The sequence below is a fragment of the Ferrimonas aestuarii genome, from assembly GCF_005116665.1.
GTDB lineage: Bacteria > Pseudomonadota > Gammaproteobacteria > Enterobacterales > Shewanellaceae > Ferrimonas > Ferrimonas aestuarii.
This window is the reverse complement of record NZ_SWCJ01000004.1, coordinates 184,706-207,734: the sequence shown is the minus strand read 5'-3', so window position 1 is coordinate 207,734 and position 23,029 is coordinate 184,706. Positions and strand designations below refer to the sequence as shown.

Below are 23,029 nucleotides of genomic sequence, written 5' to 3'. Positions count from 1 at the left end.
TGAGTGTGTTGGATCTAAGACCGGGAATCAATCAAGCACTGCCAGAGATTGCAGAGCAGGTCACTCCAGTGCCACTGGAGCGGCCATTTCTCATCGGCTGGAGTGAGGTGTTGGCCACAGAGCTTGGGCTTAAGGCCGAGCCAGAGCGTTATCTGTCTCAGCTTAATGGTGAAGGGCCGTTTCCGGTTCCTGCCACTGCTCAAGTCTATTCCGGTCACCAGTTTGGTGGCTATACCCCAAGGCTTGGAGATGGCCGAGGCTGCCACATTGGTGAGCTGGGAGGCATGGAGCTGTTTCTTAAGGGCAGCGGCCCAACGCCGTTCTCCCGTGGTGGTGATGGTCGAGCGGTGATCCGCAGCGCGCTGCGGGAGTTTTTGGCCAGTGAGGCATTGCATCATCTTGGCATCAATAGCTCGCGAGCTTTAGCGGTATTGGGGTCACAGACGCCGGTTTATCGAGAGCAGGTGGAGCGAGGGGCGATTACGGTGCGGGTGAGTCGCAGTCATTTGCGCTTTGGCCATTTTGAATACCTAAAACACTCGGATCGTGTGGCCTTGAGGGATCGGTTGTTTGAGTACAGTCTTCATCGCGATTTCAGTCACTGCCAAGGGGATGCGCCATTTTCTGCTTGGTTTATGGCCGTGGTGGAGCGCACCGCAACCACCATTGCCGATTGGCAGGCGGCGGGGTTTGTTCACGGGGTGCTTAACAGCGATAACATGTCGATATTGGGCGAGACTTTTGACTATGGTCCATTCGCGTTTCTCAATCGCTGCGACCCGAGTTATGTCCCCAATCACTCTGATGAGCAAGGCCGTTACGCTTTTGACCAGCAACCGGGGATTGGTTGGTGGAACCTGCAGCGTTTGGCGCTGGCGTTTGCCGAGCACTTTGATGACGCCTTGATTCAACAGGCTCTGTCCCACTATGAGACCACCTTAGTCAATCGTTATCTTGAGCGGATGAACGGTCGTCTGGGGCTGGAGGCCAGCAACGACACTCAGGCTCGGCTGGATCTGATCTCCGGTCTGATTCAGATGATGACCCGGCAGCAGAGCGATTTTCATCAAGGTTTTCGGCAGTTTGCTCATCTTGACCCTGAGCAAGAGGACAACCCGCTGGCGCAGCTTTTGAGTCAAGATCCGGATTGGCAGAGCTGGTGGCGCCAGTATCGGCAGCAACTGAATTTTGGCAACTTATCCGAGTGGCAGCAGCAGCGCCGTTATCAGAATCCCAATGTGGTGTTAAGAACCCATTTGGCTCAGCAGGCCATTGAAGCAGCAGAGAAAGGCGACATGGCTTTGGTGAAACACTTGCACCAAGCCCTTTGCCATCCCTATGATGACCACCCTGATTTTCCTCATTTTAGCGAGGCACCCCCATCATGGGCTCAACACTTGCCCCTGAGCTGCTCCAGTTAGGCCAAGGCCACTGGAACGCGGAAACTGGCCATCTAAGTTGGCAGATCCCGTTGGATGACGACCAATTGTTGGCTGTGGTTCCCAAATTGGCATTGGCACTGGATGCGCAGCTGGGCCAGCATCAATGGGGCGCAGACCGTCACCAGTGGCAGCTTAGGTTTGAAGGCACAGAGCTGTTGCTGCAGTTTGAATCCCTGTGCGACAGCTTGTGGATTCAGGCTCAGAGCCCAGCGGATGCGGATGTTGCTGCTTACCTAGCCCAGCTTTGGAAGGGGTATGACTGTGGCCAATGATCCCCAATTTGATTTTCACTCCCTGAGTCCCGACTGCATTTTGGATGCGGTGGAGTCTCTGGGCGTTTACCCGGAAACCGGTTTACTGCCGCTGAACAGTTATGAAAACCGGGTGTACCAGTTTCGCGCTGAAGACAGCCGCCGTTATGTGGTGAAGTTCTATCGACCGCAGCGCTGGAGTGAAGCCTGCATTCGCGAAGAGCACCAGTTTGCCCATGAATTGGCCGACGCTGAAGTACCGGTGGCAGCACCCAAGCGTATTGATGGTGAAACTCTGTTTGAGCATCAAGGTTACCGTTTCGCCCTGTGGGACAGTGTGGGGGGACGTGAGTTTGAGGTGGATAATCTGGATCAGTTGGAGCAGGTCGGCCAGTTTCTCGGCCGCATGCACCAAGTGGCCAAAGGTGGCCAGTTCCAGCACCGCCCTAAGCTGACGCTGGATACTCATGGTTGGCAACCTAAGCAGGTATTGCAGCAGCAGGCGCAGTTGCCGATGCACATCGAGACCGCATTTTTTACCGTGCTGGAGCAGGTACTGGATCAGGTGGCAAAGGCACCGTGGCAGTCAATGCCTACCCAACGTCTGCATGGAGACATGCACCCAGGCAACATCTTATGGACGCCGGATGGCCCAGGGTTTGTGGACTTAGACGATGCGAGAACCGGCGTAGCCGTTCAAGATCTGTGGATGATGCTGGCGGGCGACCGTAGCCAGCAACTGCTGCAATTGGACATTTTGCTGGAAGGTTATGAAACTTTTTGCGATTTTGACCACTCTCAACTGCAGTTGATTGAACCGCTTCGGGCATTGCGCATGGTGCATTACCTGTCGTGGTTAACGCTGCGTTGGTGCGATCCCGCCTTTCCGCGAAATTTTCCGTGGTTTGGTAGCGATCGCTTTTGGGAAGAGCAGGTCTTGGCACTGAAAGAGCAGTTGTCGGCCCTGCAAGAAGCTCCCATTTCCTTGAATCAAGGGTTAAATTATTAATTGCCCTGTGGCACAGTTAGCCGCATTAACACAACATTGTTTGAGAAATGATTATGAAAAAACTGGTTGCGATTGCGTTCTCTCTTCTGCTGGCGCCGATGGCGATGGCGGCTCAATTTGTCGAGGGTACTCACTATAAAGTGGTGAGCTCTGCCCCCGTTCAGGGACAACCTCGAATCACCGAATTCTTCTCTTTTGGTTGCCCACACTGCTACAACTTCGAGACTCGCCACATTCCAAACATCAAAAAGGGTTTGGACGCCAATGTGAAATTTGAGCAGAAGCACGTCGATTTCAACGGCGTTGAGATGGTGAAATCTCTGGCAGTGATGCAGACGCTTAAGAAAGAGGGCCAACTGAAGGTGCCGATGTTTAAGGCCGTTCAGGAGTCTGGCAAGCGTTTCGCTACCACCAGCGAGCTGAAGCAGTTCTTCGTGGATAACGGCGTAAGCGGCGACCAATTCGACAAGGCCGCCAACAGCTTCATGGTGAACTCTAAGATGAAGCAGTGGAAGAAAGAGCAGGTGGACATGAATATCCGCGGTGTTCCAGCGCTGATCGTTAACGGCAAGTATCAGGTTGAGCTCGGTGGCATCGAGAGCGTGCAGCAGATGGTTGATTTGCTGAACTATCTGGCGAAAAAGCGCGACTAAACCACATTGATACCAACTTGAATCGAGACCTGACCATGAGTGCTGGCTGCCCGTTCTGGGGTTAAAACGTTCATTCTTCGGTGCACTAGGTAGAGCACCTACTTAATCAGGTTGGTATAAGACTTTGAAAATGGGCCTTAATGGCCCATTTTTTATGACCGTTAATGGATTTAGCTATTTTTGAATATTGAATGCAATCAGGTGGGCCAAAAAAAGATCGGTAACTCTACCGATCAAAATGCGAATCCAGCTTCATCAATCCTTCAGCCCCATACCCTTCCAGATCGAGATACAGCGCGCTTGTCTTCGCGGTTAGGAACACTGCTCCCTCAAACTAACAAGTTGCTAACATAATGCAAGTTTGCAATAGGAAAATAATCGTTACGACTTGCTTGTCATCAAACTTTTATTAGCAGGTTGTATTGTCCGCAAAACTAAATACAATTGCCGCGGTCTGATTGACTGCATCTACCAGAATAAAACAAGGATTTTTTCGGTGAGAACTTTCCCTATCTATGCACCAAGGATGATTGCCAAGCACGCTCGTGTGTTTCGTGATGGCGTGGTGCTCGTAAAACATGTGGGACGTCTGGAGTTTAAAGCGGGTCGGTTTGTGATGCCGGCGCACACACTGCCGAAGGTACGAGAGGTGGTGAAAGAGTTGAATCAGCTGCTACAGCCTGATGCTGCAGCAGCCGCGCAGGCTTAAGCGAGTTCGCTCAAGGTTGGGGCAGCTTGTTGTTGCCCTTCCAACTGATTGAATTGGGACAGTAGGCCCTGAGCTTTCTGATTCCACGCATCCAGTTGCTGTTGCAACTCTTGATTACGCTGCTCCAGCTCAGTGGCTTGCTGTTCAAGCTGCTCATTGCGAGCACGCTCATCTTCCAGCTCCATCTGCTGCATTTCGATGGTCTCAAGCGCGGATTGAACGCGAGACTCCAATTTATCTAATAGTTCTAAGCTCATAGGAATGTACTACTTAACGGATTGACTAGAACTTGATTCTATCAGCGCTGGTAGGCGTTATCACGGCTTTTATACCAATAGATAGGCGATAAAACCGATCCAGCTTAAGAGCAACAAAACCCAAGGCAGCAGTGAGGTGGTTGAGTTTGGTTGCGCTTCGGATACTGAGGTTTCCATTTCCGGTTCAGCTTTGGCTCTGGCAGTGCGCTTTTTTAGCTTGTCTCGCTCTCTTGCTTTGGCTTTCTCCCGCTTCTTATATTCGGCAATGCCCTTCTCAATGCCTTTGGCGATCAGCTTGGTCTGATCTTTGGTTTGGCCCGGCTTCTGAGTGGCCTTGGCGATGCGTTCGGCTTCGCTGACCGTTTGTGGCGAGATGGCTTGGTGTTGTTTGTTTTTCATTACAGCCCCGTTTGTTGGCAAGGAGGCCAGAGTGTATCGGATAGTCTTTTTAATCAATACCCAATCGCAGTTTCTGGCCAACCCATTGTATTTTTGAACGGGTGATAGGCTCGTTATGTCGTCAGGCTATTGGCCCCAGTAAACTGCGGTGGATTGCTGTGGTTGGGGTATACGCATCGAAAGCCGGTGGCCAACCACCGCCGATAGCCGCAGTTCAGGCAGGAGCGAGGCGCTTCATCCACCTGCTCGTCTTCATCGTCATCCATATACAAAGTGCACATCTTCCCTTGGGCTCGGGCGTAGTGAATTAGGGCGTTGTTCATCGCGGATTCCATTAGTAGCGTTTAAGGTGCTGTTTTTGGGCGTTGTGGTAGTAGTTGTTCTCCTGAACTAGGATGACGCAGTTTTGGTGCTGCCAGCGTATGGCTTTTAACTTGCCCTTTAGTTCGAACTCCAGATCGCAGCGGAGGCTGTGGTGGTGTTGATCCATGACGCGATCAACTAGGGGATGTTGAAGCAGGTCGAACACGGTGTAGCGCGGCTGGTCTTTGTCCAGTTGAAGTTGCCCTTTTAATCGACCGTCGCACCCCTGCATTCGCAGGCCAATGCCCGCTAGGGCGCCGATCACGCCATCGCCCGTGCCGCCGTGTTCGGTTAGCAGCGCGCCATTGTCCTTCGCCACTTGGTAGGCTTGCGCCTTATTGAGCACCTCCACCTTCGCCTGAATACCAAAACGAATCAGCGCTTCCTTGGTTTGTTCGTTGTATTGATACAAGCACAACCCAGGATCGGAGCCTGGGGCTGCGTGTTTAAGTAGAAACTCACTGGCCAGTTGCTGAATTGCTTCTGGATTGGCGTGATTCTCTATCTCAAAACACATGGCGCTGTTGTGAGAGGTGTAGGGGATGTCGTCATGGACATAGAGTTGGTGCCGAGTGACCGCAGAGCATTGCCCCCAATTGCAGCCTTCAATGATGGTGGCCAACTCTTCCGCCAGTTCACCGGTGCCTTTGGTGCCGATCTCATCGGTATCGTCGATACACAGAAACAGAGTCATTATGGTCTCCTTGCGTCAGGAATCAGTTGATGATGGGCCAGCAGTTGCACCAGTTTGCGGGCGCAGATAACCCCGAGTAGAGAAAACAGTCCGCCGCCAAGCAGTTTCCAGCCCATTTGCAGCAGAATGACGGCGATGTCGGCGTTAGCCAGCCACAGCTCGAAAGCGCCCTTGGCAACCCAAGCAATCAGGCCTGCTAAGGCCACCAGAATGGATGGCATCAAAGCCCAAGGGGCACTGGCAACAAACAGCAAGGCCGCCTCCATTGCCATGGCTGGCAGGACAAACTTCAGTAAGATCAGAGGCCCGCCTTTGCCAACCCCCATGATGAGCGCCAGTAACCCAGTCATGACGGCGCAGTAGAGTACAGAGCCGGTTCGAGGCACGAGGCCTCGGGCTAATAGAAATATCAACACCATGAAGAACATGGAGTGGCCAGTGAGGCCCAGTTTTAGGCGCACTACCGCTTTGAAGCAGACCAGCAGCAGGGCCAGTCCGCTGAGCAGTAGGGCATCGGCTAGGGTAAAACGTCGCATCTATTCACTCGGATAATGACTAATGGGTTGGTTGGGGTTGTCTGTGAAGCCTCTGGCTTTGAGGGCTAAGGCTTGTTGTTGGGTGAGTTGAATCAAGCGGATTAGCGCCGGAAGGCATACCTGTTGAGTTAGGGTTTTCCATGCCTTGAAGCGCCACATGTCTTTAGGGGCAATGGCGGCGCCTCGAATCCGCTGCAGTTGATACAGCTGTTTGGTTTCATTGATGAGCTTTGGCATCAGTGACAAGCTGGTGGACAGCACCAACGCCTGACGATCACTGACCACGCCTCGCAACGCATTGAGGGTTCTGTGGCTGGGGGTGGATAGGAAATACCACAATCCGGGCAGGATCATCACCAGCATTCGCAGGCTAAGCTCCAGAGCATCTGGAAGGCGCTCGAAGCCAAACCGAAGCAGGTAGACCAAACCGATCATCAACGTCTGGATCAGCATTACGCGAAACAGTTGGTAGTGGATGCGCTGCGCATTCGGTTGGCGGTGAATGGCCCACAAATTCATTGCAGCCAATATCAGCAACGCCTCCAAAGGAATCACTAGCGCCGCTACCGACAGCAGAGGCACCAAGAGAAGCTTAATTCGGGTTATTGTGTTGGGTTTAATGTTCATCCAGCACCCCATTTTCAATTCGCCATTGGCGGTGGGCGCCGAGGAAAGGGCGGTGGCTGGTCATGACGATGCAGCTTCCCGCTTCACAGCGCTGTTTCAGAGCCAACAGCAAACGCTGCTGACTGAGGGGATCCAGCCCTGCAAAGGGGTCATCCAGCAGCAGCAGTTCGGGATGCAAACACAACTGGCTGGCGATGGCGGTGAGGTGCTGCTGGCCGTAGGAGAGGGTCATCGGAGAGCGCTCGGCGATGTCAGTTAGCCCCAGCTCCGCCAAGGTGTCGTTAAGGCGACGTTGACGCTCAGTCTCCGTAAGCTCGAGTCGAGTCAGGCCCAGTTGCAACTCCGCGGCCACGCTGTGACAACAGAGTTGTCGGCTCGGCTCTTGCCAAACTAGGTGTAGGCTTTGGGCGTCACTGTTTCCCTGTTGCCACGGGGTGATGCCTGCAATGGCGTTGAGCAGCGAGCTTTTGCCGCTGCCATTGACGCCGGTGATCACCACAAATTCCCCTTGGTAGGCGCGCAATTGGCGGCATTGAAGCTGCTTGTGCTCCCCTAAAGTTAGGAGGGGCTCATTCAGGCTCATCACCATTTTGGCGGTTACTCTTGGCGTAGCCAGCTCTAAGGGCATCGACGCAGTCATCGGCAGCGCATTAGCATCCTGAGTGAGCCTGAGCCCTAAGGGATCCAATCGATAGGATTTATGATCAATGTTGGCGTAGGGCGACGACCAGTGCTCACAGATCACCACAGCCATCCCTTGTTGGCGTAGCTGCTCAATGAGCTGCAGCAGCTGACAAAAGCCAACATCATCCAACTGCGCCCAGGGCTCATCCAACAGCAGTAGCTGGGGTGAAACCACCAGTTGTGCGGCTATCAGCAGTCGATACTGTTGTCCATGGGACAGCGCGTGGGTGCCGTGCTCTAAGGGGTAATCCAATCCCACCTGCTCCAGAGCTCGGCGAGCAAGCTTGGGCATCTGTTGACTGTCGATGCCACGAGCCTCCAGCGCCAGAGCGACTTCTGGTCCCAGTTGCTCCCGAATCACTTGAATGCTGGGGTTTTGTAGAATCAGCGCCACCTGCTCGGGGGCGATCACCATGCCAGAGCTGGGCTCGATCAGGTCGGCCATGATCTGCAGCAATGTGCTCTTGCCGCAACCGGTTGGGCCACTGATCACCGCCAATTCACCGGCGCCAAGCTCAAAATTGATCACTGGCCATAGTGGTTGCTGCTGACGTTTTGCTGTCAGTGACTTCAGGGAGATCACAGGTTTGGCTATTTGGGCGTTGGCAGCCTGAGTAGCGGATGTGATAGTGCGAGCGAGTTGAACCATGACCTGATGCTGAAAAGGGGGTTGAAACGGATTAGCAAGTTTCCGCATTTCAAACCGGAATCACATTCTGCTCAATATTGACGTCGGCAATTGTCGAGTTGGATCAACACGCAATCCCAAATAAAAACTAAACTGACCAGAAATGACAACGGGGCTTAGACAAAAAGTCTCAGGGAAGTCATTTTGATTGCGGGTGGCATCCATAGGGGCTGTTGGCCAGAGAATGGGCATTTTGTCGGCAATGCAGGTATGCTTGAGCAAACTCTTTTATGCAGCCTGTTATGAAGTTTTATCGTCGCTTACGGCCCATTGCCGCCATCAGTTTTGATCTGGATGACACCCTCTACAACAACAAGCCGGTGTTGATTGCCGCCGAGCACAACCTGCTTCGGTGGCTCGGTGAGCGCTTGCCCGCTCCTGAGGTCAGTGACCGTGGTTTTTGGCAGCATCAAAAACGTCAGCAACTGGCGAGTAAGCCTGAGCTGATTCATAACACCACCGAGCTGCGTCGCCACTGCCTATTGGCGGGTCTTATTGAGCTTGGCCATGGCAAGGAGGCGGAAGCGTTAGTGGCGCAAGCGATGACGTCATTTTTGCGTTGGCGCTCAGAGATCGCGCTGGATACCGAGGTGGTTGAGACCCTAAATCAACTGGCTCAGCGTTGGCCGCTGGCGGCGATCACTAATGGCAATGCGGATCTTGAGCAGTTTTGGCCGGATGCGCCTTTTTCGCTGGTGCTCAAGGCGGGAGTTGATGGTGACATGAAGCCCAGCTCGCAACTGTTTGATATCGCTTGCCAGCGACTGAATATTGACCCTAGCCAACTGCTTCACATTGGCGATCACCCCAAGGCCGACGTGCATGGAGCCAACTTGGCAGGTTGCCAAAGTGGCTGGTTAACGCCGCCTTATGGTCAGGCCGTGCGGCCATTAACTCATGGTTTGCCAACGCTGGCTTTCGCCGACCTCAAGGAGCTGCTGGCACTGCCAACTACTGGTTAAATATTCAGTGTTTTTTGTGGCTTGGGGGCGGAGTTTGCTATAGTGGCGTTTTTTCTCATCGGAGTTACCCAATGTCCCCTTCGCCGGCCACCGCTTCTGAGTTGCTTGACTCTCTGAATGACAAACAACGCGCCGCCGTTGAATCCGCACCAGGCTCGGTGCTGGTCTTGGCCGGAGCGGGCAGTGGTAAGACCCGAGTTCTAACCCATCGCATCGCTTGGCTGCTGAATGAGCAGGGCGAGAGCCCATTTTCCATTCTGGCGGTAACCTTTACCAACAAAGCTTCAGCGGAGATGCGTCACCGTATTGAATCCTTGGTGGGCGGACCGATGAATCGCATGTGGATCGGTACGTTTCACGGCTTAGCCCATCGCCTTTTGCGAGCCCACCACCAGGAAGCCAATTTGCCAGAAGGGTTTCAGATTCTCGACTCCGATGATCAATACCGTTTAATCCGCCGCATCTTGAAAAGCTTGGATCTGGATGAGAAGCGCTGGCCACCGCGTCAGGCGATGGGGTACATCAACGCCAAGAAAGACGATGGTTTACGTCCTAAGCACATCGATGCTGGACATCATCCTATGGAGCAGATGCTGCTGCGCATCTACACCACCTACCAAGAAGCCTGCGATCGCGCCGGTTTGGTGGACTTTGCCGAACTGCTGCTGCGGGCCCACGAGTTGTGGCTAAGTCACCCGCATATTTTGGCCCATTATCAGGGGCGGTTCCGTCATGTGCTGGTGGATGAGTTTCAAGATACCAACGCCATCCAATACGCTTGGGTGCGACTGTTGGTGGGCAACACCAGTAACGTGATGATCGTGGGGGATGACGATCAGTCCATCTATGGCTGGCGTGGTGCCAAGATTGAAAACCTCAATAAGTTCCTCGATGACTTTAAGGGCTCTGAGGTGATCCGCCTTGAACAGAACTACCGCTCCACCGGCAACATTCTGAAGGCGTCAAACACCCTGATCGCGAATAATGCCGAACGCATGGGCAAGGAGCTGTGGACCGACGGTTCGGATGGTGAACTGATCGCGGTATTCCAAGCCTTTAATGAGCTGGAAGAGGCCAGGTTTATTGTCAGCCGAGTCAAGCAACATCTGGAGCAGGGCGGTGCTTTGTCTGACTGTGCCATCCTTTACCGCTCTAATGCTCAGTCTCGGGTGTTGGAGGAAGCACTGCTGCACCAGCAGGTGGCTTACCGCATTTACGGTGGCCTGCGATTCTTCGAACGTCAGGAGATTAAAGATACTTTGGCCTACATGCGACTGGTGGCCAATCGCAGTGACGATGCCGCCTTTGAGCGGGTGGTGAATACCCCAGCCCGTGGTATTGGCGATCGCACTTTGGACATCATCCGTACCGCCGCTCGCCAGCATGGTTTGTCGATGTGGCGCAGTTGCCAGCAGCTGCTGAATGAGAAAGCGCTGTCAGGGCGTGCCGCCAACGCCGTTCGTGGTTTCATGGATCTGATTGGCGACATCGACGATGAGATTGCCGAATTCAGCTTGAAGCTGGCCACCGATAAGGTCATCCAGCTTTCGGGACTGAAATCCATGTACGAACAGGAGAAGGGTGAGAAAGGCGAAGCCCGCGTAGAGAACTTACAGGAATTGGTGACCGCCGCCGGTACTTTCGAGAAACCGGAGGAGGCCGAAGACATGAGCGATCTTAACGCTTTTCTGGCCCATGCAGCCTTGGAAGCCGGTGACAATCAGGCCAGCGACAGTGAAGATGCGGTGCAGATGATGACATTGCACTCCGCCAAAGGCCTGGAGTTTCCGCTGGTGTTCATGTGTGGCGTCGAAGAGGGGATGTTCCCCAGCCAGAAAGCGGTGGAGGAGGGGGATCGCCTCGAAGAGGAGCGCCGCCTTTGCTACGTGGGCATGACTCGAGCCATGCAGAAGCTGTTTATCACCTATGCGGAAAGTCGCCGTATCTACGGCCGAGAAACCTTTGCCAAGGCATCACGCTTCTTGAGCGAAATCCCTGAACAGCATCTTGAGCACATTCGTCCTAAGACCCAAGTAAGTCAGGTTCAGCCGACCAACCGCTTTACGCAGACCGAAAAGAGCTTCGATGCCACCGGCTTTAAATTGGGGCAGCGGGTGAAACACCCTAAGTTTGGTGATGGGGTGATCATTAATTACGAAGGCAGTGGCGCCCAAAGCCGGGTACAAGTGGCCTTTGATGGTCAGGGTATTAAGTGGCTGGTGGTGGCTTACGCCCGATTACAGGCGGTTTAACGGCCTAATATCAATCAGCTCGCCATTCGCGCTTTGGCCTCCTAAACTTGATAAGAACTCTGGTTTAGGAGGCATTATTATGGCTATCGCAATCAGCGTTAATGACTATTTAATTAGCCACCAGATCCCATTCAAGTTGGTTTCCCACCCTTACTCGGAAACTGCCGTTCAGTCGGCCATCAGCGCCGGAATCCCACAACGACAGGTCGCCAAAGCGGTGCTGCTGGAAGACCATCAAGGCCAACGATTGTTGGCGATTTTACCGGCGGATCGACGTCTACGACTGAACCTTCTTGGTCAGATGCTCGATCGCAGTCTCTCTGTTGTACCAGAGGTGAAAGCGGCGCAGCGATTTCCTGACTGTCAATTTGGTGCCGTGCCAGCACTGGGGCAGGCTTATCATCTGATGATGGTTGTGGATGACACCCTGCTGGAGCAGTCGCAGGTCTTCTTTGAAGCAGGGGATCACCAGCAACTGGTTAAAGTGATGCAGAGGGATTTTGGAAAGCTGATGCTTGATCATCGCCACGGGCAGTTCAGTATTCAACCGGAAGTGGATTATGGTCAGCGGCGCATCAATTAAAAAGCAAAATAAGCAAATCTAAATAATCCGATTTAATATGATCTGGATCATCGTAATTACCTAATAAATAGGTAATTTTTGCATATGTTAAAATTGCATATGTCGGATGAAAAGTGAATTTTTTAAAACGGATTTCCCTTGGCAGTAAGCTGTGGCTACTGGTAATACTGTCAATTGTGGCCACGGTATGGCTATTGATCTTCTCCGCAAACTTGCTTCAAAATCGCATTAGCGAAGCAAGGGATCAGGCTTTGATGTCTCATGTGGAACAAGCCAGTTCCTTGCTTCAGTACTATCAGTCCCTAGAGCCAGAAATTGGCCGTGAACAAGCGCAGCAGCGGGCCCGAGACGCCGTAATGGCGCTGCGGTTTGAGGGCGATAACTACTTCTGGGTGCTTGATAACCAAGGGCGCCTACAGGCACACCCCTATCGTCGCGATCAACTTGGCCAAGATATGCGTGACCAAACCGATGCGGATGGTCAGCATCATTGGCAGACGATGGTGGACGTTGTGGCCAAATCGGGTAAAGGCTTCCTTACCTATCGCCTCAATATTCCCAATCGCCCCAAACTTGAGAAAACCTCCTATGTGATTGGTGACAGCCAATGGGGCTGGATTGTCGGCGTTGGTGCAGTGCACCAAGGCTTACAGGAATTGTTCTTTGAGTTGGTGCTGAAGCTGGTGTGGGTATCGGTGATCGCCACCATAGTGACCCAGATAGTGAGCCACTTTATCCGCCGAGACATCAGTGGTGCCATTGGCGAGCTAGAGCACGCCTGCGATGCCATGGCCAATGGTGATTTCAGTGAAGCGTCTGCGCCACAGTTGGATCGCGGTGATGAGTTAGGCCATCTGTCTGATGCGCTGACGAAGATGCGAATGGCTCTGGTTAAGGTGCTGACCGAGGTGCAGCAAACCGCTAACGACGCCCAGGCCCATGCCCAGGCACTGGCTCAATTGGCGTCCGATGGCGAGCATGCTGCGGAGGACCAGCATTCGCAACTGGAACAGGTGGCAACGGCGGTCAATGAGATGAGCCACACCATCGCCGAGGTGGCGGGCAACGCGGAGCAAACGGCGTTGTCGACCCATAATGCGTCTGGCGCCAGTAACGATGGCCGTCAGCGTATGCACCTAACCGAAGCTCAAATTAATGAACTGGTGGTCAATGTTGAGCAGAGCGCGGCTCAGATCAGCGAACTTCATCAAGGGGTTCAGGCGATCAGCGAGATCACCGAAGTGATTAATGCCATCTCAGAGCAAACCAATCTATTGGCGTTAAACGCCGCCATTGAGGCCGCTCGGGCCGGTGAACAGGGCCGAGGGTTTGCGGTGGTGGCCGATGAAGTTCGACAACTGGCCGCCCGTACTCGAGAGTCTACCACTCAGGTGCAGTCGACGGTGGAATCGCTACAGCGAGGGGCTTTGAACTCCGTTGAAGCGATGCAAGATTGCGCCAGTCGAGCCAGCGAATCGGCCAAAGAGAGCCAGCAGATGGCGCAGGCGCTAGAGAGCATCGCCAATCAGATTGGTGACGCCAACGATCGCGCTGGCCAGATTGCGACCGCCGCGGAGGAGCAAAGTACGGTATCGGAAGAGATCAATCAGAACCTCATCAAAGCCAGTGATGCGGGCTTGGAGGTGAAGTCACAATCTCAGCAGGTATCACTGGAAAGCCAGTCGCTGCTTGAACAATCCAACCACTTATTGGGGCAGCTTAAACGGTTTCGGTTCTAGTGGGAGTTGAAATTTCCGGTTAGGAAAAACCACAGCGATGTCGCATAATGGCAAGCATCTAAAAGCGATAAGACGGGCACGGAAGATGCTTGCTGTAATGCGAAATCGTTTGGATCCCTATTTGCGTTTGGCCAGATTGGACCGGCCAATTGGGACCTTTCTTTTATTGTGGCCGACCATGGCCGCACTGTGGCTTGCCTCCGGCAGTGCTGGACCAGATCCCTACATCTTTTTGGTGTTTTTCCTTGGTGTTTGGTTAACCCGGGCCAATGGCTGCATCATCAATGATTACGCCGACCGTAACCTGGATCGCCACGTAGCTCGAACCCGATCCCGTCCCTTAGCGACGGGCGAGCTTAAGTCTCGTGATGCGCTGCTGCTGTTTGTAGTGCTGGGGCTGATCTGTTTCTCCTTGGTGCTAACACTCAATACCACCACGGTTTATATGTCGTTTGTGGGGATGGCGCTCACTATTTTTTACCCTTTTAGCAAACGCTTCTTTCCTGGGCCGCAGATGGTGCTGGGCGTGGTATGGAGCTGGTCGATCCCCATGGCATTTACCGCTCAAACCGGTGAGGTTTCCACCATAACTTGGCTGATGTTTGTGGCTCACTGGTGCTGGACGGTGGCGTACGACACTATGTATGGCATGGTGGATCGGGAAGATGACCTCAAAGTGGGTATCCGTTCGACGGCCATCTGGTTTGGTCGTTGGGACCGTCACTGGATAGCGGGCTTGCAAGTAATGACTCTTGGGTTATTGATTGCCATTGGCTGGCTGCAGCAATTGGGAGTGGCTTACTATCTGGCGCTTGTCGTGATGGCAACTCTGTTTGTACATCAGCAGCGGATGATCGCCAATCGTGACCGAGATAACTGCTTTAAAGCATTTCTGAATAATCAGTGGGCTGGATTGGCGCTGTTCGCTGGCGTGGTGCTGGGAAGTGGTGCTTTCTGAGCCCTATAATCGGTTCCATAAAAAAACCGCCACTATGGCGGTTTTTTTGAGCGTTCAGTCTGGCTTGCTTACTTGATGTAAGCGAAGGCGTCGCCGAACAGGTGGTCTTCGTTGATGCCCTTTTGGCGGAAGGCTTCTCGAGCTGCTCCGGCCATTTCGAAGCGGCCGGCAATGTAGACGTCGTAGTCTTTGAGAGACACAAAGTCTTCGCAGACTGCGTCGATTACCGTCCCTTGGCGCTCGCTGGCTTCAGCTTCAAACACTGGAATAAAGTGCAGATGAGCATGCTCGTTAGCCCACTGCTGCGCTCGCTGCTTCAGGTACATGGCGTCGTTGTCACGGCTGCCCCAGTACAGGAACGTGGTTTGGGTATCTCCGGCTGCGATCAAAGCTTCCATGATGCTGTTGATGTAGGAAAACCCAGTGCCACCGGCGATCAGAATGCGCGGGCGCTGGCTATCCAAGCGAACCTGGGCGTCACCGAAAGGCAGTTCTACTTCAATGCTGTCGCTGGATTTCAGCCGTTCAATCACTTCCATGGCGTAGCCTTCAGCCACGGCGGCACCGATGTGCAGTTCGATCTCATGGTTGCGATCTGGGCCGGAAGCGATGGAGAACGGACGCTTATCTTGCTCGCCCATGACAATCGTCAGGTATTGGCCACCTTGAAACTGGATGGCTTGCGGTGGAGTCAAGCACACCTTAAATACGGTATCGCAAAACGGCGTTACCGAAGCGATCTTACAGCTGATCCTTGTCATAGTTATCTCATTATTCATTAATGACTGGGCGCATTGTATCTGCGCCCTTGATGTGATGCCAGTCACATTTATCTGTTGGCCTAATCGATGCCAAGCTGATCCCAGATGGCGTCGACGCTCTGCTTGACCTCATCGCTCATCACAATGGGTTCGCCCCACTCACGGTCGGTTTCCCCTTCCCACTTGTTGGTGGCATCAATGCCCATCTTGGAGCCCAGGCCCGCCACCGGCGAGGCAAAGTCCAGATAGTCGATGGGGGTGTTGTCTACCATCAGCGTATCTCGGGTGGGATCCACGCGGGTGGTCAGTGCCCAGATAACGTCGTTCCAGTCGCGGGCATTGACGTCGTCGTCACAGATGATGATGAACTTGGTGTACATGAACTGACGCAGGAAGCTCCACGCGCCCATCATCACTCGCTTGGCATGACCAGGATACTGTTTTTTGATGGTGATCACCGCCATGCGGTAGCTGCAGCCTTCTGGCGGCAGATAGAAGTCTTCGATCTCTGGGTACTGCTTTTTCAGGATCGGTACGAATACTTCGTTTAGGGCCACACCCAGCATGGCTGGCTCATCCGGCGGTCGGCCGGTGTAGGTGCTGTGGTAGATGGCATCTTTACGCATGGTGATGTGAGTAACGGTGAACACTGGGAAGCGCTCGACCTCATTGTAGTATCCAGTGTGATCCCCATAAGGGCCTTCATCGGCCTCTTCGCCTGGCTCTAAATACCCCTCAAGGATGATCTCACTGTGGGCGGGTACGTCTAACTCATTGCTGATGGATTTAACCACCTCGGTACGCTCACCGCGGAGTAACCCGGCAAAGGCGTATTCGCTCATGGCGTCCGGCACCGGTGTGACGGCACCAAGAATGGTGACCGGATCCGAGCCTAGCGCCACGGAAACAGGGTAGCGCTCACCTGGATGTTTCTGCTGGAAATCTTTGTAGTCGAGGGCGCCGCCACGGTGGGCCAGCCAGCGCATGATCAGCTTATTTTTACCCAATAACTGTTGGCGATAGATCCCTAAGTTTTGACGTTTCTGGTTAGGGCCCTTGGTGATGGTGAGACCCCAGGTTACCAGGGGTGCCACGTCGCCGGGCCAGCAGTGCTGAATCGGCAGTTGGGTCAGATCAACGTCATCGCCACTGATGACCACCTCTTGGCAGGGGGCTTTGCTGACGCGTTTCGGCGGCATATTCAGGGCTTGCTTGAACATCGGCACCTTGGAGATGGCATCTTTAAAGCCTGACGGTACTTCTGGCTCTTTCAGGAACGCCAGCAGTTCTCCCACTTCTCGCAGGGCGCTTGGATCGTCGCGGCCTAACGCCATCGCCACTCGCTTGGGGGTGCCAAATAGGTTGGCCAGAACCGGCATCTGTTTGCCTTTGACGTTCTCAAATAGCAGTGCTGGACCGCCACTGCGTAAAACGCGGTCGCTGATCTCGGTCATTTGAAGATAAGGGTCCACTTCGGTGGTGACGCGCTTGAGTTCACCGGCGCCTTCCAAGTGGTCGATAAATTTTCGTATATCCCTGAATTTCATGTGTTACTCTCGACTTGCGTGGTCGTTTTTTGATCGGCAATCGGTCGACCAATTTGCGCTCTAGTATACTAGTGGACAGGACTAATGTCGCTGTCGGCGAAAACAGAGGAAATGGAAGTGTCAGACTTAATTCAGTTCATGGGCCCCAGTTTGGTATTTGCGGTGTTCGCTTTGGTGATCGTCTTTACTGCGGTGAAGATTGTACCTCAGGGCTATGAGTGGAACGTGGAGCGCTTTGGTCGCTATACCCGCTCTCTAAAGCCGGGCCTGCATCTGATCGTACCCTTTATGGATCAGATTGGTCACAAGGTGAACATGATGGAACGAGTGCTGGATATCCCGAGTCAGATTGTGATCTCTCGGGACAACGCCAACGTGACCGTAGATGGGGTAACCTTCATCCAAGTTATCGACCCTGCCCAAGCGTCCTATGAGGTGAACCATCTTGAGAATGCCATCCAGAATTTGGCGATGACCAATCTGCGTACCGTATTGGGTTCGATGGAGCTGGATGAGATGCTTTCCCGTCGTGATGAGATTAATGATCGCCTGTTAACCGTGGTGGATTCGGCTACTCAGCCTTGGGGCGTGAAAGTGACCCGTATCGAAATCAAAGACATTGCGCCACCGATGGATCTGATTGATGCCATGAATGCTCAGCTTAAAGCGGATCGTTCCAAGCGTGCCGAAATTCTGGAAGCGGAAGGGGTGCGCCAAGCGGCCATTTTGAAGGCGGAAGGGGAGAAGCAATCTGCCGTTCTGCGCGCTGAAGGTGAGCGTCAAGCGGCGTTCTTGGAAGCGGAAGCCCGTGAGCGTCAAGCAGAGGCGGAGGCCAACGCGACTACCACAGTATCCAACGCGATTGCCCAAGGTGACCTTAACGCCGTGAATTACTTTATTGCCCAGAAGTACACCGAGGCGCTGGCAGACATCGGTAAAGCGGAGTCCAGCAAATTGGTATTGATGCCGCTGGAAGGCAGCAATTTGATGGGCTCGGTGGCGGGGATCAGTGAACTGATTAATCAAGTGAAGGGGAAGTAAGTGATTGAACTGTTTCTCTCTATGACTGCAACGCATTGGCTGATTTTGGGGTTAGTGCTGTTAACTTTGGAGCTGCTGGGATCCGGCGGCTATCTGCTGTGGATTGGTGGTTCGGCGCTGGCGGTCAGTGTGGTGGCCAGGTTGTCGGATTTAAGTCCGGAGATGCAGTGGGTACTGTTTGGGGCCATCTCGGTGATCTTCACCTTGGCGTGGTATTTCTACCAGCGGGACAAAGACCGTCATGCCATTGAATCTTCAGTGATGAATCAGCGGGCCAAGAGCTTGATTGGCGAACGTGGCATGGCGATGACCGACATAACTCGCTCTGGCGGCCGAGTCAAAGTGGGCGATGGCAGTTGGTTGGCCAGCAGTTTAGAGGGAACAACCCTACCGGCGAATTGCACCGTGAAAGTGGTCAGCATCGAAGGCACTATGCTGTTGGTTGAGAAGGCTGACTAGCGCGGTTCATGGACACAAAAAAAGCCGCATCATGCGGCTTTTTTTATGACTGCGTAAAAAGGGGTTAGCCTTTAGAACGCTTCATGGCGGTGAAGAACTCATCGTTGGTCTTGGTCATGGCCAGACGGTCGATCAGGAACTCCATCGCTTCGATCTCCTGCATTGGGTGCAGAATCTTACGTAGAATCCACATCTTCTGCAGCTCATCTTGGCTGGTCAGCAGCTCTTCACGACGGGTACCGGAGCGGTTGAAGTCGATGGCTGGGAAGACACGCTTCTCGGCGATCTTACGGGACAGGTGCAGTTCCATGTTACCTGTACCTTTAAACTCTTCGTAGATCACTTCGTCCATCTTAGAGCCGGTGTCGATCAGCGCTGTAGCGATGATGGTCAGGCTACCGCCTTCTTCAACGTTACGTGCTGCACCGAAGAAGCGCTTAGGGCGGTGCAGGGCGTTGGCGTCTACACCACCGGTCAGTACCTTACCTGAGCTAGGGATTACGGTGTTGTAGGCACGGGCCAGACGAGTGATGGAATCCAGCAGGATGACCACGTCTTTCTTGTGCTCAACCAGACGCTTGGCCTTTTCGATCACCATTTCTGCAACTTGAACGTGACGAGAAGCTGGCTCATCGAAGGTGGAGGCTACCACTTCACCTTGAACCAGACGCTGCATCTCGGTTACTTCCTCAGGACGTTCGTCAATCAGGAGTACCATCAGTTCACAGTCTGGGTGGTTGTAGGCGATGGACTGGGCGATGTTCTGCAGCAGCAGAGTTTTACCAGCTTTTGGCGGAGCCACAATCAGACCACGCTGACCTTTACCAATAGGGCTGGCCAAGTCCAAAACGCGAGCGGTGATGTCTTCGGTAGAGCCGTTACCACGCTCCATGCGCAGACGGTCATTGGCGTGCAGAGGAGTCAGGTTTTCGAACAGGATCTTGTTGCGGGAGTTTTCTGGACGATCGTGGTTAACCTGATTCACCTTCAGCAAGGCGAAGTAACGCTCACCCTCTTTTGGAGGTCGAATCTTACCGGCGATGGTATCACCAGTGCGCAGGTTGAAGCGTCGGATTTGGCTCGGGGAGACGTAGATGTCATCTGGACCGGCCAAGAAAGACGCGTCGGCGCTACGTAGGAAACCGAAGCCGTCTTGCAGAATCTCCAATACGCCACCGCCGAAGATGTCTTCGCCGCTTTTTGCGTGGGTTTTTAAGATGGAGAATAGGATGTCTTGCTTCCGTGCGCGAGCCATATTGTCGAGTCCCATTGACTCAGCAAGAGCAACTAGCTCGGAGACGGGTTTCTGCTTTAATTCAGATAGATTCATGGGTGGGTCTTTGTGGTTTTGGTGCCCGGTTTTTCCGGTACATCGTTACAAAAGTTGGGGTTAGGGTGCCTAAGGCACGGCGGCCATCAAAGGCTGGGAAGTATTGGCTAATAAACTAGCACTAAAGAAAAACAGCGTCCAGTCTAAAACCGTTTTTTGAGGTTATAGATGAAAACACCCGGGCGAACCCGGGTGTGAATCTGTTTTACAGGTGGCTGTCGATAAACTCTTTCAGTTGAGTTTTCGAGGCTGCACCCACTTTGGTGCCAGCCAGCTCGCCGCCTTTGAACAGCAGCAGAGTAGGAATACCACGGATACCGAATTTCGCTGGAGTGGCGTTATTCTGGTCAACGTTCATTTTACCGATAACTAGCTTGTCACCGTACTCTTCGGCCAGCTCGTCCAGCACTGGTGCAATCATTTTGCATGGGCCACACCACTCAGCCCAGAAATCTACCAGTACCGGGGTGTCAGAGTTCAGGACGTCGGCTTCAAATGCGTCGTCACTCAGTTGTTTAATCTTATCGCTCATTTTTTACTCCGTCTGTTTTTGGGTGGGATCGTGTCCCTTGTTGGCGATCTTGGGTTAGCATCCGAGCCTTTCAACCCCCAGCGATGAAAAATTGTCCAAATTAGGTGCCATTTACGGTGAAAGGTTCAAAAATCACGTTCGTTCATGGCATTCAGAGCAATTATTCAGCGCCCCCATCGGCGTTTCTGAAACCACTAATTACCTTAAAAAGATGCTTTGCAGTTCAGCCCATGAGTTTGGATGGCGTAAACCCTATTGGATTTGACAATATTTGACTGGATCACGTTTTCTATTGCAAGCGCATCCGGTATGCTTTCCAACCATGAGCAAAACACACTTGACCGACACCCGCTTCACCGATCTGCCGTTAGCCCCTCAGGTGGCCGATGTGCTGGTGCAGACAGGGTTTACCCACTGTACGCCGATCCAGGCGCTGTCCCTACCTGTTGTATTGGAAGGCAAAGATATTGCTGGCCAAGCGCAAACCGGTACCGGTAAGACTCTGGCGTTCCTAGCGGCTACGTTTCATGAACTCATTACTCGACCTGCTCCAGAGCAGCACGACGGTAAGAGCCCTCGAGCCATTGTGATGGCACCGACTCGCGAACTGGCGATTCAGATCCACAAGGATGCTGAACCATTGGCGAAGGCGGCTGGGCTGAAGATGGGGTTGGCTTATGGTGGTGAAAACTACGACAGTCAGCGAGCCACCATTGAAGGTGGTATCGACCTGCTGATCGGCACCACCGGGCGTATGATTGATTACCTGAAACAGGGCGTCTACAACCTTAACTCCATTCAAGTGGTGGTGCTGGATGAAGCGGATCGCATGTTCGATCTTGGCTTTATTCGCGACATCCGCTATATCTTCCGCCGCATGCCAGCAGCGAAAGACCGCCGTAATATGCTGTTCTCGGCCACTCTCTCTTTCAAAGTGAAAGAGTTGGCATACGAGCACATGAACGATCCCGTTCATGTTGAAGTTGAGCCGGAGCAGAAAACCGGTAAGCGCATTAAAGAGGAGCTATTTTACCCCTCTAACGAAGACAAGATGCGTTTGTTGCTGACATTGATCGAAGAGGAATGGCCAGATAAAGCCATCGTTTTCGCCAATACCAAGCATCGCTGCGAAGAGCTGCACGGTTGGATGGAAGCCGATGGTCATCGCGTTGGCTTGCTAACTGGCGATGTGCCGCAGAAAAAGCGTCTGCGCATCCTAGAGCAATTTAAAGCTGGCACGCTGGATTTCCTTGTGGCCACTGACGTAGCGGCTCGTGGATTGCACATCTCTGATGTAACCCACGTGTTCAACTACGATCTGCCCGATGACTGCGAAGATTACGTACACCGCATCGGTCGTACCGGTCGCGCCGGTGCTGAAGGCTCCTCCATCAGCTTTGCTTGTGAAGAGTACGCCTTGAACCTACCGGACATCGAAGCCTACATCGATCACTCCATTCCAGTGACCAACTACGATGCCAGCGCATTGCTGGACGACTTGAAAAAGCCACATCGTATTTATCGTCATCGCCGGCCGAACTCTGGTGCTAAGCGCCCAGGAAATGGTCGAGATCGCCAAGGAGCTCCTCGCGGACCTCGACGTAATGACAAGCGATAACATGATTAACGGCGGCCTTTTGGCCGCCGTTACCTTAGGGTCAAACAGTTTTAATCTTCTCCTCGCTAAGCCGAATCCCCAAGGCATTCCTCAGGTCGTGGCTAAGCACAAGCGCAAGGTGCGTTTGGCGGACGGCATGACGGCTCAAGGGGCATTAGGAGACGAGGCTTTTGCCCGTGGCCTTGAGTGCCTTAGCTGGTTTGGCGACATTTTGCGAAGCGCAGAGGTTGCCGGGGTTGAGGTGTTGGCGACGGCCGCACTGCGCTATGCCAACAACGGCGATGCTTTCTGCCAGCAGGCTTTACCTTTGCTGGGGTACCCCATCGAGGTGATCAGCGGCGATAGAGAGGCCGAGCTTATCTATCAAGGAATGCGCGCCTGCAGTCAGGTGGATGGTACTGCACTGGTGATTGATATTGGCGGTGCCAGTACTGAGTTGGTGGTTGGCGATGAGACCAGCATCGGTTTTAAACACTCTTTTGAGCTGGGCTGCGTCAGCTACAACCAACAATTTCTATCTCAAGGCTGCCTATCCGCGAGCTTTGATAGCATCCATCAAGCGGTTACCAAGGCGCTGGCTCCTCAGATGGAGAAACTGCTGGCGCAACCATGGCAACACTGCTTAGGTGTTTCTGGTACAGTTCGGTCGCTGTTTGAGCTTAAAGAAAGTGGCTGGTTGCCCCAAGGTCTTGTGACTCGGGCTGAGCTTCAGGAAGTGAAGCGGCAGCTTTGCCATGATCCCCAACCCATTTTTGCGTCTTTGGATGCAGAACGCCGTCCTACCTTTGTGGCTGGGGTCGCTATCCTATTGGCGCTGTTCGAGCTGTTGCACATTGATGGTCTCGATCTCGCTGGTGGAGCCTTACGAGAAGGCGTACTAGTGCAGCTGCAAGCCAATTGCTGTTAATCTAGCGGCATTAAACACCACAAATCCA

General features: G+C 53.3%; 25 protein-coding genes. 14 read left to right on the top strand and 11 right to left on the bottom strand.

Translation table 11 applies throughout. The features are described from left to right. Positions 1-5 precede the first annotated feature (5 nt). The 5 genes from FCL42_RS07885 (at position 6) to FCL42_RS07865 (ending at position 4,064) form a co-directional block, all read left to right on the top strand. Positions 6-1,421: a protein adenylyltransferase SelO gene (locus FCL42_RS07885; RefSeq protein WP_229359809.1), complete on the top strand. Its 1,416-nt coding sequence runs from the start codon at positions 6-8 to the stop codon at positions 1,419-1,421. Beyond that, positions 1,385-1,714, top strand: a complete 330-nt coding sequence (locus FCL42_RS07880; RefSeq protein WP_136862854.1) for a DUF3630 family protein — start codon at positions 1,385-1,387, stop codon at positions 1,712-1,714. Before FCL42_RS07885 ends, FCL42_RS07880 begins: the two co-directional genes overlap by 37 nt. Further along, positions 1,698-2,702, top strand: coding sequence for a serine/threonine protein kinase (locus FCL42_RS07875; RefSeq protein WP_136862853.1), 1,005 nt, complete (start codon positions 1,698-1,700; stop codon positions 2,700-2,702). Before FCL42_RS07880 ends, FCL42_RS07875 begins: the two co-directional genes overlap by 17 nt. A 53-nt stretch (positions 2,703-2,755) precedes the next feature. Continuing rightward, positions 2,756-3,355 carry a thiol:disulfide interchange protein DsbA/DsbL gene (locus tag FCL42_RS07870; protein WP_136862852.1) on the top strand — a complete coding sequence of 200 codons (600 nt, stop codon included), beginning with the start codon at positions 2,756-2,758 and terminating at the stop codon, positions 3,353-3,355. 496 nt (positions 3,356-3,851) lie between these two features. Further along, entirely contained in the window at positions 3,852-4,064 is a 213-nt protein-coding gene (locus FCL42_RS07865) for a DUF1107 family protein (RefSeq protein WP_136862851.1), read from the top strand. On the opposite strand, the gene FCL42_RS07860 is transcribed toward FCL42_RS07865, so the two are convergent. The 7 genes from FCL42_RS07860 to FCL42_RS07830 all read right to left on the bottom strand — a co-directional run bounded on the left by FCL42_RS07860 (position 4,061) and on the right by FCL42_RS07830 (position 8,273). Beyond that, positions 4,061-4,321: a cell division protein ZapB gene (locus FCL42_RS07860; RefSeq protein ID WP_136862850.1), complete on the bottom strand. Its 261-nt coding sequence runs from the start codon at positions 4,319-4,321 to the stop codon at positions 4,061-4,063. The genes FCL42_RS07865 and FCL42_RS07860 overlap by 4 nt on opposite strands. Before the next feature lie 69 nt (positions 4,322-4,390). Next, positions 4,391-4,720 carry a DUF2956 family protein gene (locus FCL42_RS07855; protein ID WP_136862849.1) on the bottom strand — a complete coding sequence of 110 codons (330 nt, stop codon included), beginning with the start codon at positions 4,718-4,720 and terminating at the stop codon, positions 4,391-4,393. A gap of 113 nt (positions 4,721-4,833) precedes the next feature. Beyond that, positions 4,834-5,043: a hypothetical protein gene (locus tag FCL42_RS07850; RefSeq protein WP_136862848.1), complete on the bottom strand. Its 210-nt coding sequence runs from the start codon at positions 5,041-5,043 to the stop codon at positions 4,834-4,836. Between the two features lie 11 nt (positions 5,044-5,054). Beyond that, positions 5,055-5,777 (bottom strand): DNA-binding protein, encoded by a 723-nt coding sequence (locus FCL42_RS07845; protein WP_136862847.1) that lies wholly within the window; start codon positions 5,775-5,777, stop codon positions 5,055-5,057. Beyond that, entirely contained in the window at positions 5,777-6,313 is a 537-nt protein-coding gene (locus FCL42_RS07840) for a core component of ECF transporter (RefSeq protein WP_136862846.1), read from the bottom strand. The genes FCL42_RS07845 and FCL42_RS07840 overlap by 1 nt, the downstream gene beginning before the upstream one ends. After that, complete coding sequence (locus tag FCL42_RS07835; protein ID WP_169308332.1) at positions 6,314-6,940, bottom strand: energy-coupling factor transporter transmembrane component T; 627 nt, start codon at positions 6,938-6,940, stop codon at positions 6,314-6,316. After that, complete coding sequence (locus FCL42_RS07830; RefSeq protein WP_169308331.1) at positions 6,930-8,273, bottom strand: ATP-binding cassette domain-containing protein; 1,344 nt, start codon at positions 8,271-8,273, stop codon at positions 6,930-6,932. Before FCL42_RS07830 ends, FCL42_RS07835 begins: the two co-directional genes overlap by 11 nt. 281 nt (positions 8,274-8,554) lie before the next feature. On the opposite strand from FCL42_RS07830, the gene FCL42_RS07825 reads away from it, so the two are divergent. The 5 genes from FCL42_RS07825 (at position 8,555) to ubiA (ending at position 14,806) form a co-directional block, all read left to right on the top strand. Next, positions 8,555-9,274, top strand: a complete 720-nt coding sequence (locus tag FCL42_RS07825; RefSeq protein WP_169308330.1) for an HAD-IA family hydrolase — start codon at positions 8,555-8,557, stop codon at positions 9,272-9,274. Positions 9,275-9,345: 71 nt separating this feature from the next. Beyond that, the gene (gene uvrD / locus FCL42_RS07820; protein WP_136862842.1) at positions 9,346-11,526 is read left to right on the top strand and encodes a DNA helicase II; all 2,181 of its coding nucleotides are present in this window, start codon (positions 9,346-9,348) and stop codon (positions 11,524-11,526) included. A gap of 79 nt (positions 11,527-11,605) precedes the next feature. Next, positions 11,606-12,109, top strand: a complete 504-nt coding sequence (locus FCL42_RS07815; protein WP_169308329.1) for an aminoacyl-tRNA deacylase — start codon at positions 11,606-11,608, stop codon at positions 12,107-12,109. A gap of 113 nt (positions 12,110-12,222) precedes the next feature. Next, on the top strand, positions 12,223-13,848 hold the full coding sequence (locus tag FCL42_RS07810) for a methyl-accepting chemotaxis protein (RefSeq protein ID WP_136862840.1): 1,626 nt from the start codon (positions 12,223-12,225) through the stop codon (positions 13,846-13,848). Between the two features lie 85 nt (positions 13,849-13,933). Then, a complete protein-coding gene (ubiA, locus tag FCL42_RS07805; RefSeq protein ID WP_136862839.1) occupies positions 13,934-14,806 on the top strand; it encodes a 4-hydroxybenzoate octaprenyltransferase in 873 nt (290 codons plus the stop codon). Positions 14,807-14,874: 68 nt separating this feature from the next. On the opposite strand, the gene fre is transcribed toward ubiA, so the two are convergent. Beyond that, positions 14,875-15,567, bottom strand: coding sequence for an NAD(P)H-flavin reductase (gene fre / locus FCL42_RS07800; RefSeq protein WP_136862838.1), 693 nt, complete (start codon positions 15,565-15,567; stop codon positions 14,875-14,877). Positions 15,568-15,647: 80 nt separating this feature from the next. Then, on the bottom strand, positions 15,648-17,114 hold the full coding sequence (gene ubiD / locus FCL42_RS07795) for a 4-hydroxy-3-polyprenylbenzoate decarboxylase (RefSeq protein ID WP_136862837.1): 1,467 nt from the start codon (positions 17,112-17,114) through the stop codon (positions 15,648-15,650). 111 nt (positions 17,115-17,225) lie between these two features. Between ubiD and FCL42_RS07790 the strand changes: the two genes are divergently transcribed. Next, positions 17,226-18,155 carry an SPFH domain-containing protein gene (locus FCL42_RS07790; protein WP_205729243.1) on the top strand — a complete coding sequence of 310 codons (930 nt, stop codon included), beginning with the start codon at positions 17,226-17,228 and terminating at the stop codon, positions 18,153-18,155. Further along, positions 18,156-18,614 carry an NfeD family protein gene (locus FCL42_RS07785; protein WP_136862836.1) on the top strand — a complete coding sequence of 153 codons (459 nt, stop codon included), beginning with the start codon at positions 18,156-18,158 and terminating at the stop codon, positions 18,612-18,614. 64 nt (positions 18,615-18,678) lie between these two features. On the opposite strand, the gene rho is transcribed toward FCL42_RS07785, so the two are convergent. Together rho and trxA are read right to left on the bottom strand one after the other, a co-directional pair. Then, positions 18,679-19,944 (bottom strand): transcription termination factor Rho, encoded by a 1,266-nt coding sequence (rho, locus tag FCL42_RS07780; RefSeq protein ID WP_136862835.1) that lies wholly within the window; start codon positions 19,942-19,944, stop codon positions 18,679-18,681. 205 nt (positions 19,945-20,149) lie between these two features. Next, on the bottom strand, positions 20,150-20,476 hold the full coding sequence (gene trxA / locus FCL42_RS07775; protein WP_136862834.1) for a thioredoxin TrxA: 327 nt from the start codon (positions 20,474-20,476) through the stop codon (positions 20,150-20,152). A gap of 322 nt (positions 20,477-20,798) precedes the next feature. Here trxA and rhlB point away from each other — a divergent pair, with 322 nt between their 5' ends. Together rhlB and FCL42_RS07765 are read left to right on the top strand one after the other, a co-directional pair. After that, entirely contained in the window at positions 20,799-22,094 is a 1,296-nt protein-coding gene (rhlB, locus tag FCL42_RS07770; protein WP_136862833.1) for an ATP-dependent RNA helicase RhlB, read from the top strand. Next, on the top strand, positions 22,081-23,001 hold the full coding sequence (locus tag FCL42_RS07765) for a Ppx/GppA phosphatase family protein (protein ID WP_229359808.1): 921 nt from the start codon (positions 22,081-22,083) through the stop codon (positions 22,999-23,001). Before rhlB ends, FCL42_RS07765 begins: the two co-directional genes overlap by 14 nt. The last annotated feature ends 28 nt before the right edge of the window (positions 23,002-23,029 follow it).

What these genes read in the sequence shown, in the direction of transcription:
- FCL42_RS07835 (WP_169308332.1), bottom strand. Translation starts at nt 6,940, where the DNA reads ATGAACATTAAACCCAACACAATAACCCGAATTAAGCTTCTCTTGGTG.
- FCL42_RS07840 (WP_136862846.1), bottom strand. Translation starts at nt 6,313, where the DNA reads ATGCGACGTTTTACCCTAGCCGATGCCCTACTGCTCAGCGGACTGGCC.
- FCL42_RS07790 (WP_205729243.1), top strand. Translation starts at nt 17,226, where the DNA reads ATGGAAGTGTCAGACTTAATTCAGTTCATGGGCCCCAGTTTGGTATTT.
- rhlB (WP_136862833.1), top strand. Translation starts at nt 20,799, where the DNA reads ATGAGCAAAACACACTTGACCGACACCCGCTTCACCGATCTGCCGTTA.
- FCL42_RS07815 (WP_169308329.1), top strand. Translation starts at nt 11,606, where the DNA reads ATGGCTATCGCAATCAGCGTTAATGACTATTTAATTAGCCACCAGATC.
- FCL42_RS07830 (WP_169308331.1), bottom strand. Translation starts at nt 8,273, where the DNA reads ATGGTTCAACTCGCTCGCACTATCACATCCGCTACTCAGGCTGCCAAC.
- rho (WP_136862835.1), bottom strand. Translation starts at nt 19,944, where the DNA reads ATGAATCTATCTGAATTAAAGCAGAAACCCGTCTCCGAGCTAGTTGCT.
- FCL42_RS07825 (WP_169308330.1), top strand. Translation starts at nt 8,555, where the DNA reads ATGAAGTTTTATCGTCGCTTACGGCCCATTGCCGCCATCAGTTTTGAT.
- FCL42_RS07765 (WP_229359808.1), top strand. Translation starts at nt 22,081, where the DNA reads ATGACAAGCGATAACATGATTAACGGCGGCCTTTTGGCCGCCGTTACC.
- FCL42_RS07860 (WP_136862850.1), bottom strand. Translation starts at nt 4,321, where the DNA reads ATGAGCTTAGAACTATTAGATAAATTGGAGTCTCGCGTTCAATCCGCG.
- trxA (WP_136862834.1), bottom strand. Translation starts at nt 20,476, where the DNA reads ATGAGCGATAAGATTAAACAACTGAGTGACGACGCATTTGAAGCCGAC.
- FCL42_RS07870 (WP_136862852.1), top strand. Translation starts at nt 2,756, where the DNA reads ATGAAAAAACTGGTTGCGATTGCGTTCTCTCTTCTGCTGGCGCCGATG.
- ubiD (WP_136862837.1), bottom strand. Translation starts at nt 17,114, where the DNA reads ATGAAATTCAGGGATATACGAAAATTTATCGACCACTTGGAAGGCGCC.
- uvrD (WP_136862842.1), top strand. Translation starts at nt 9,346, where the DNA reads ATGTCCCCTTCGCCGGCCACCGCTTCTGAGTTGCTTGACTCTCTGAAT.
- FCL42_RS07850 (WP_136862848.1), bottom strand. Translation starts at nt 5,043, where the DNA reads ATGAACAACGCCCTAATTCACTACGCCCGAGCCCAAGGGAAGATGTGC.
- FCL42_RS07880 (WP_136862854.1), top strand. Translation starts at nt 1,385, where the DNA reads ATGGGCTCAACACTTGCCCCTGAGCTGCTCCAGTTAGGCCAAGGCCAC.
- FCL42_RS07845 (WP_136862847.1), bottom strand. Translation starts at nt 5,777, where the DNA reads ATGACTCTGTTTCTGTGTATCGACGATACCGATGAGATCGGCACCAAA.
- FCL42_RS07875 (WP_136862853.1), top strand. Translation starts at nt 1,698, where the DNA reads ATGACTGTGGCCAATGATCCCCAATTTGATTTTCACTCCCTGAGTCCC.
- FCL42_RS07855 (WP_136862849.1), bottom strand. Translation starts at nt 4,720, where the DNA reads ATGAAAAACAAACAACACCAAGCCATCTCGCCACAAACGGTCAGCGAA.
- fre (WP_136862838.1), bottom strand. Translation starts at nt 15,567, where the DNA reads ATGACAAGGATCAGCTGTAAGATCGCTTCGGTAACGCCGTTTTGCGAT.
- ubiA (WP_136862839.1), top strand. Translation starts at nt 13,934, where the DNA reads ATGCTTGCTGTAATGCGAAATCGTTTGGATCCCTATTTGCGTTTGGCC.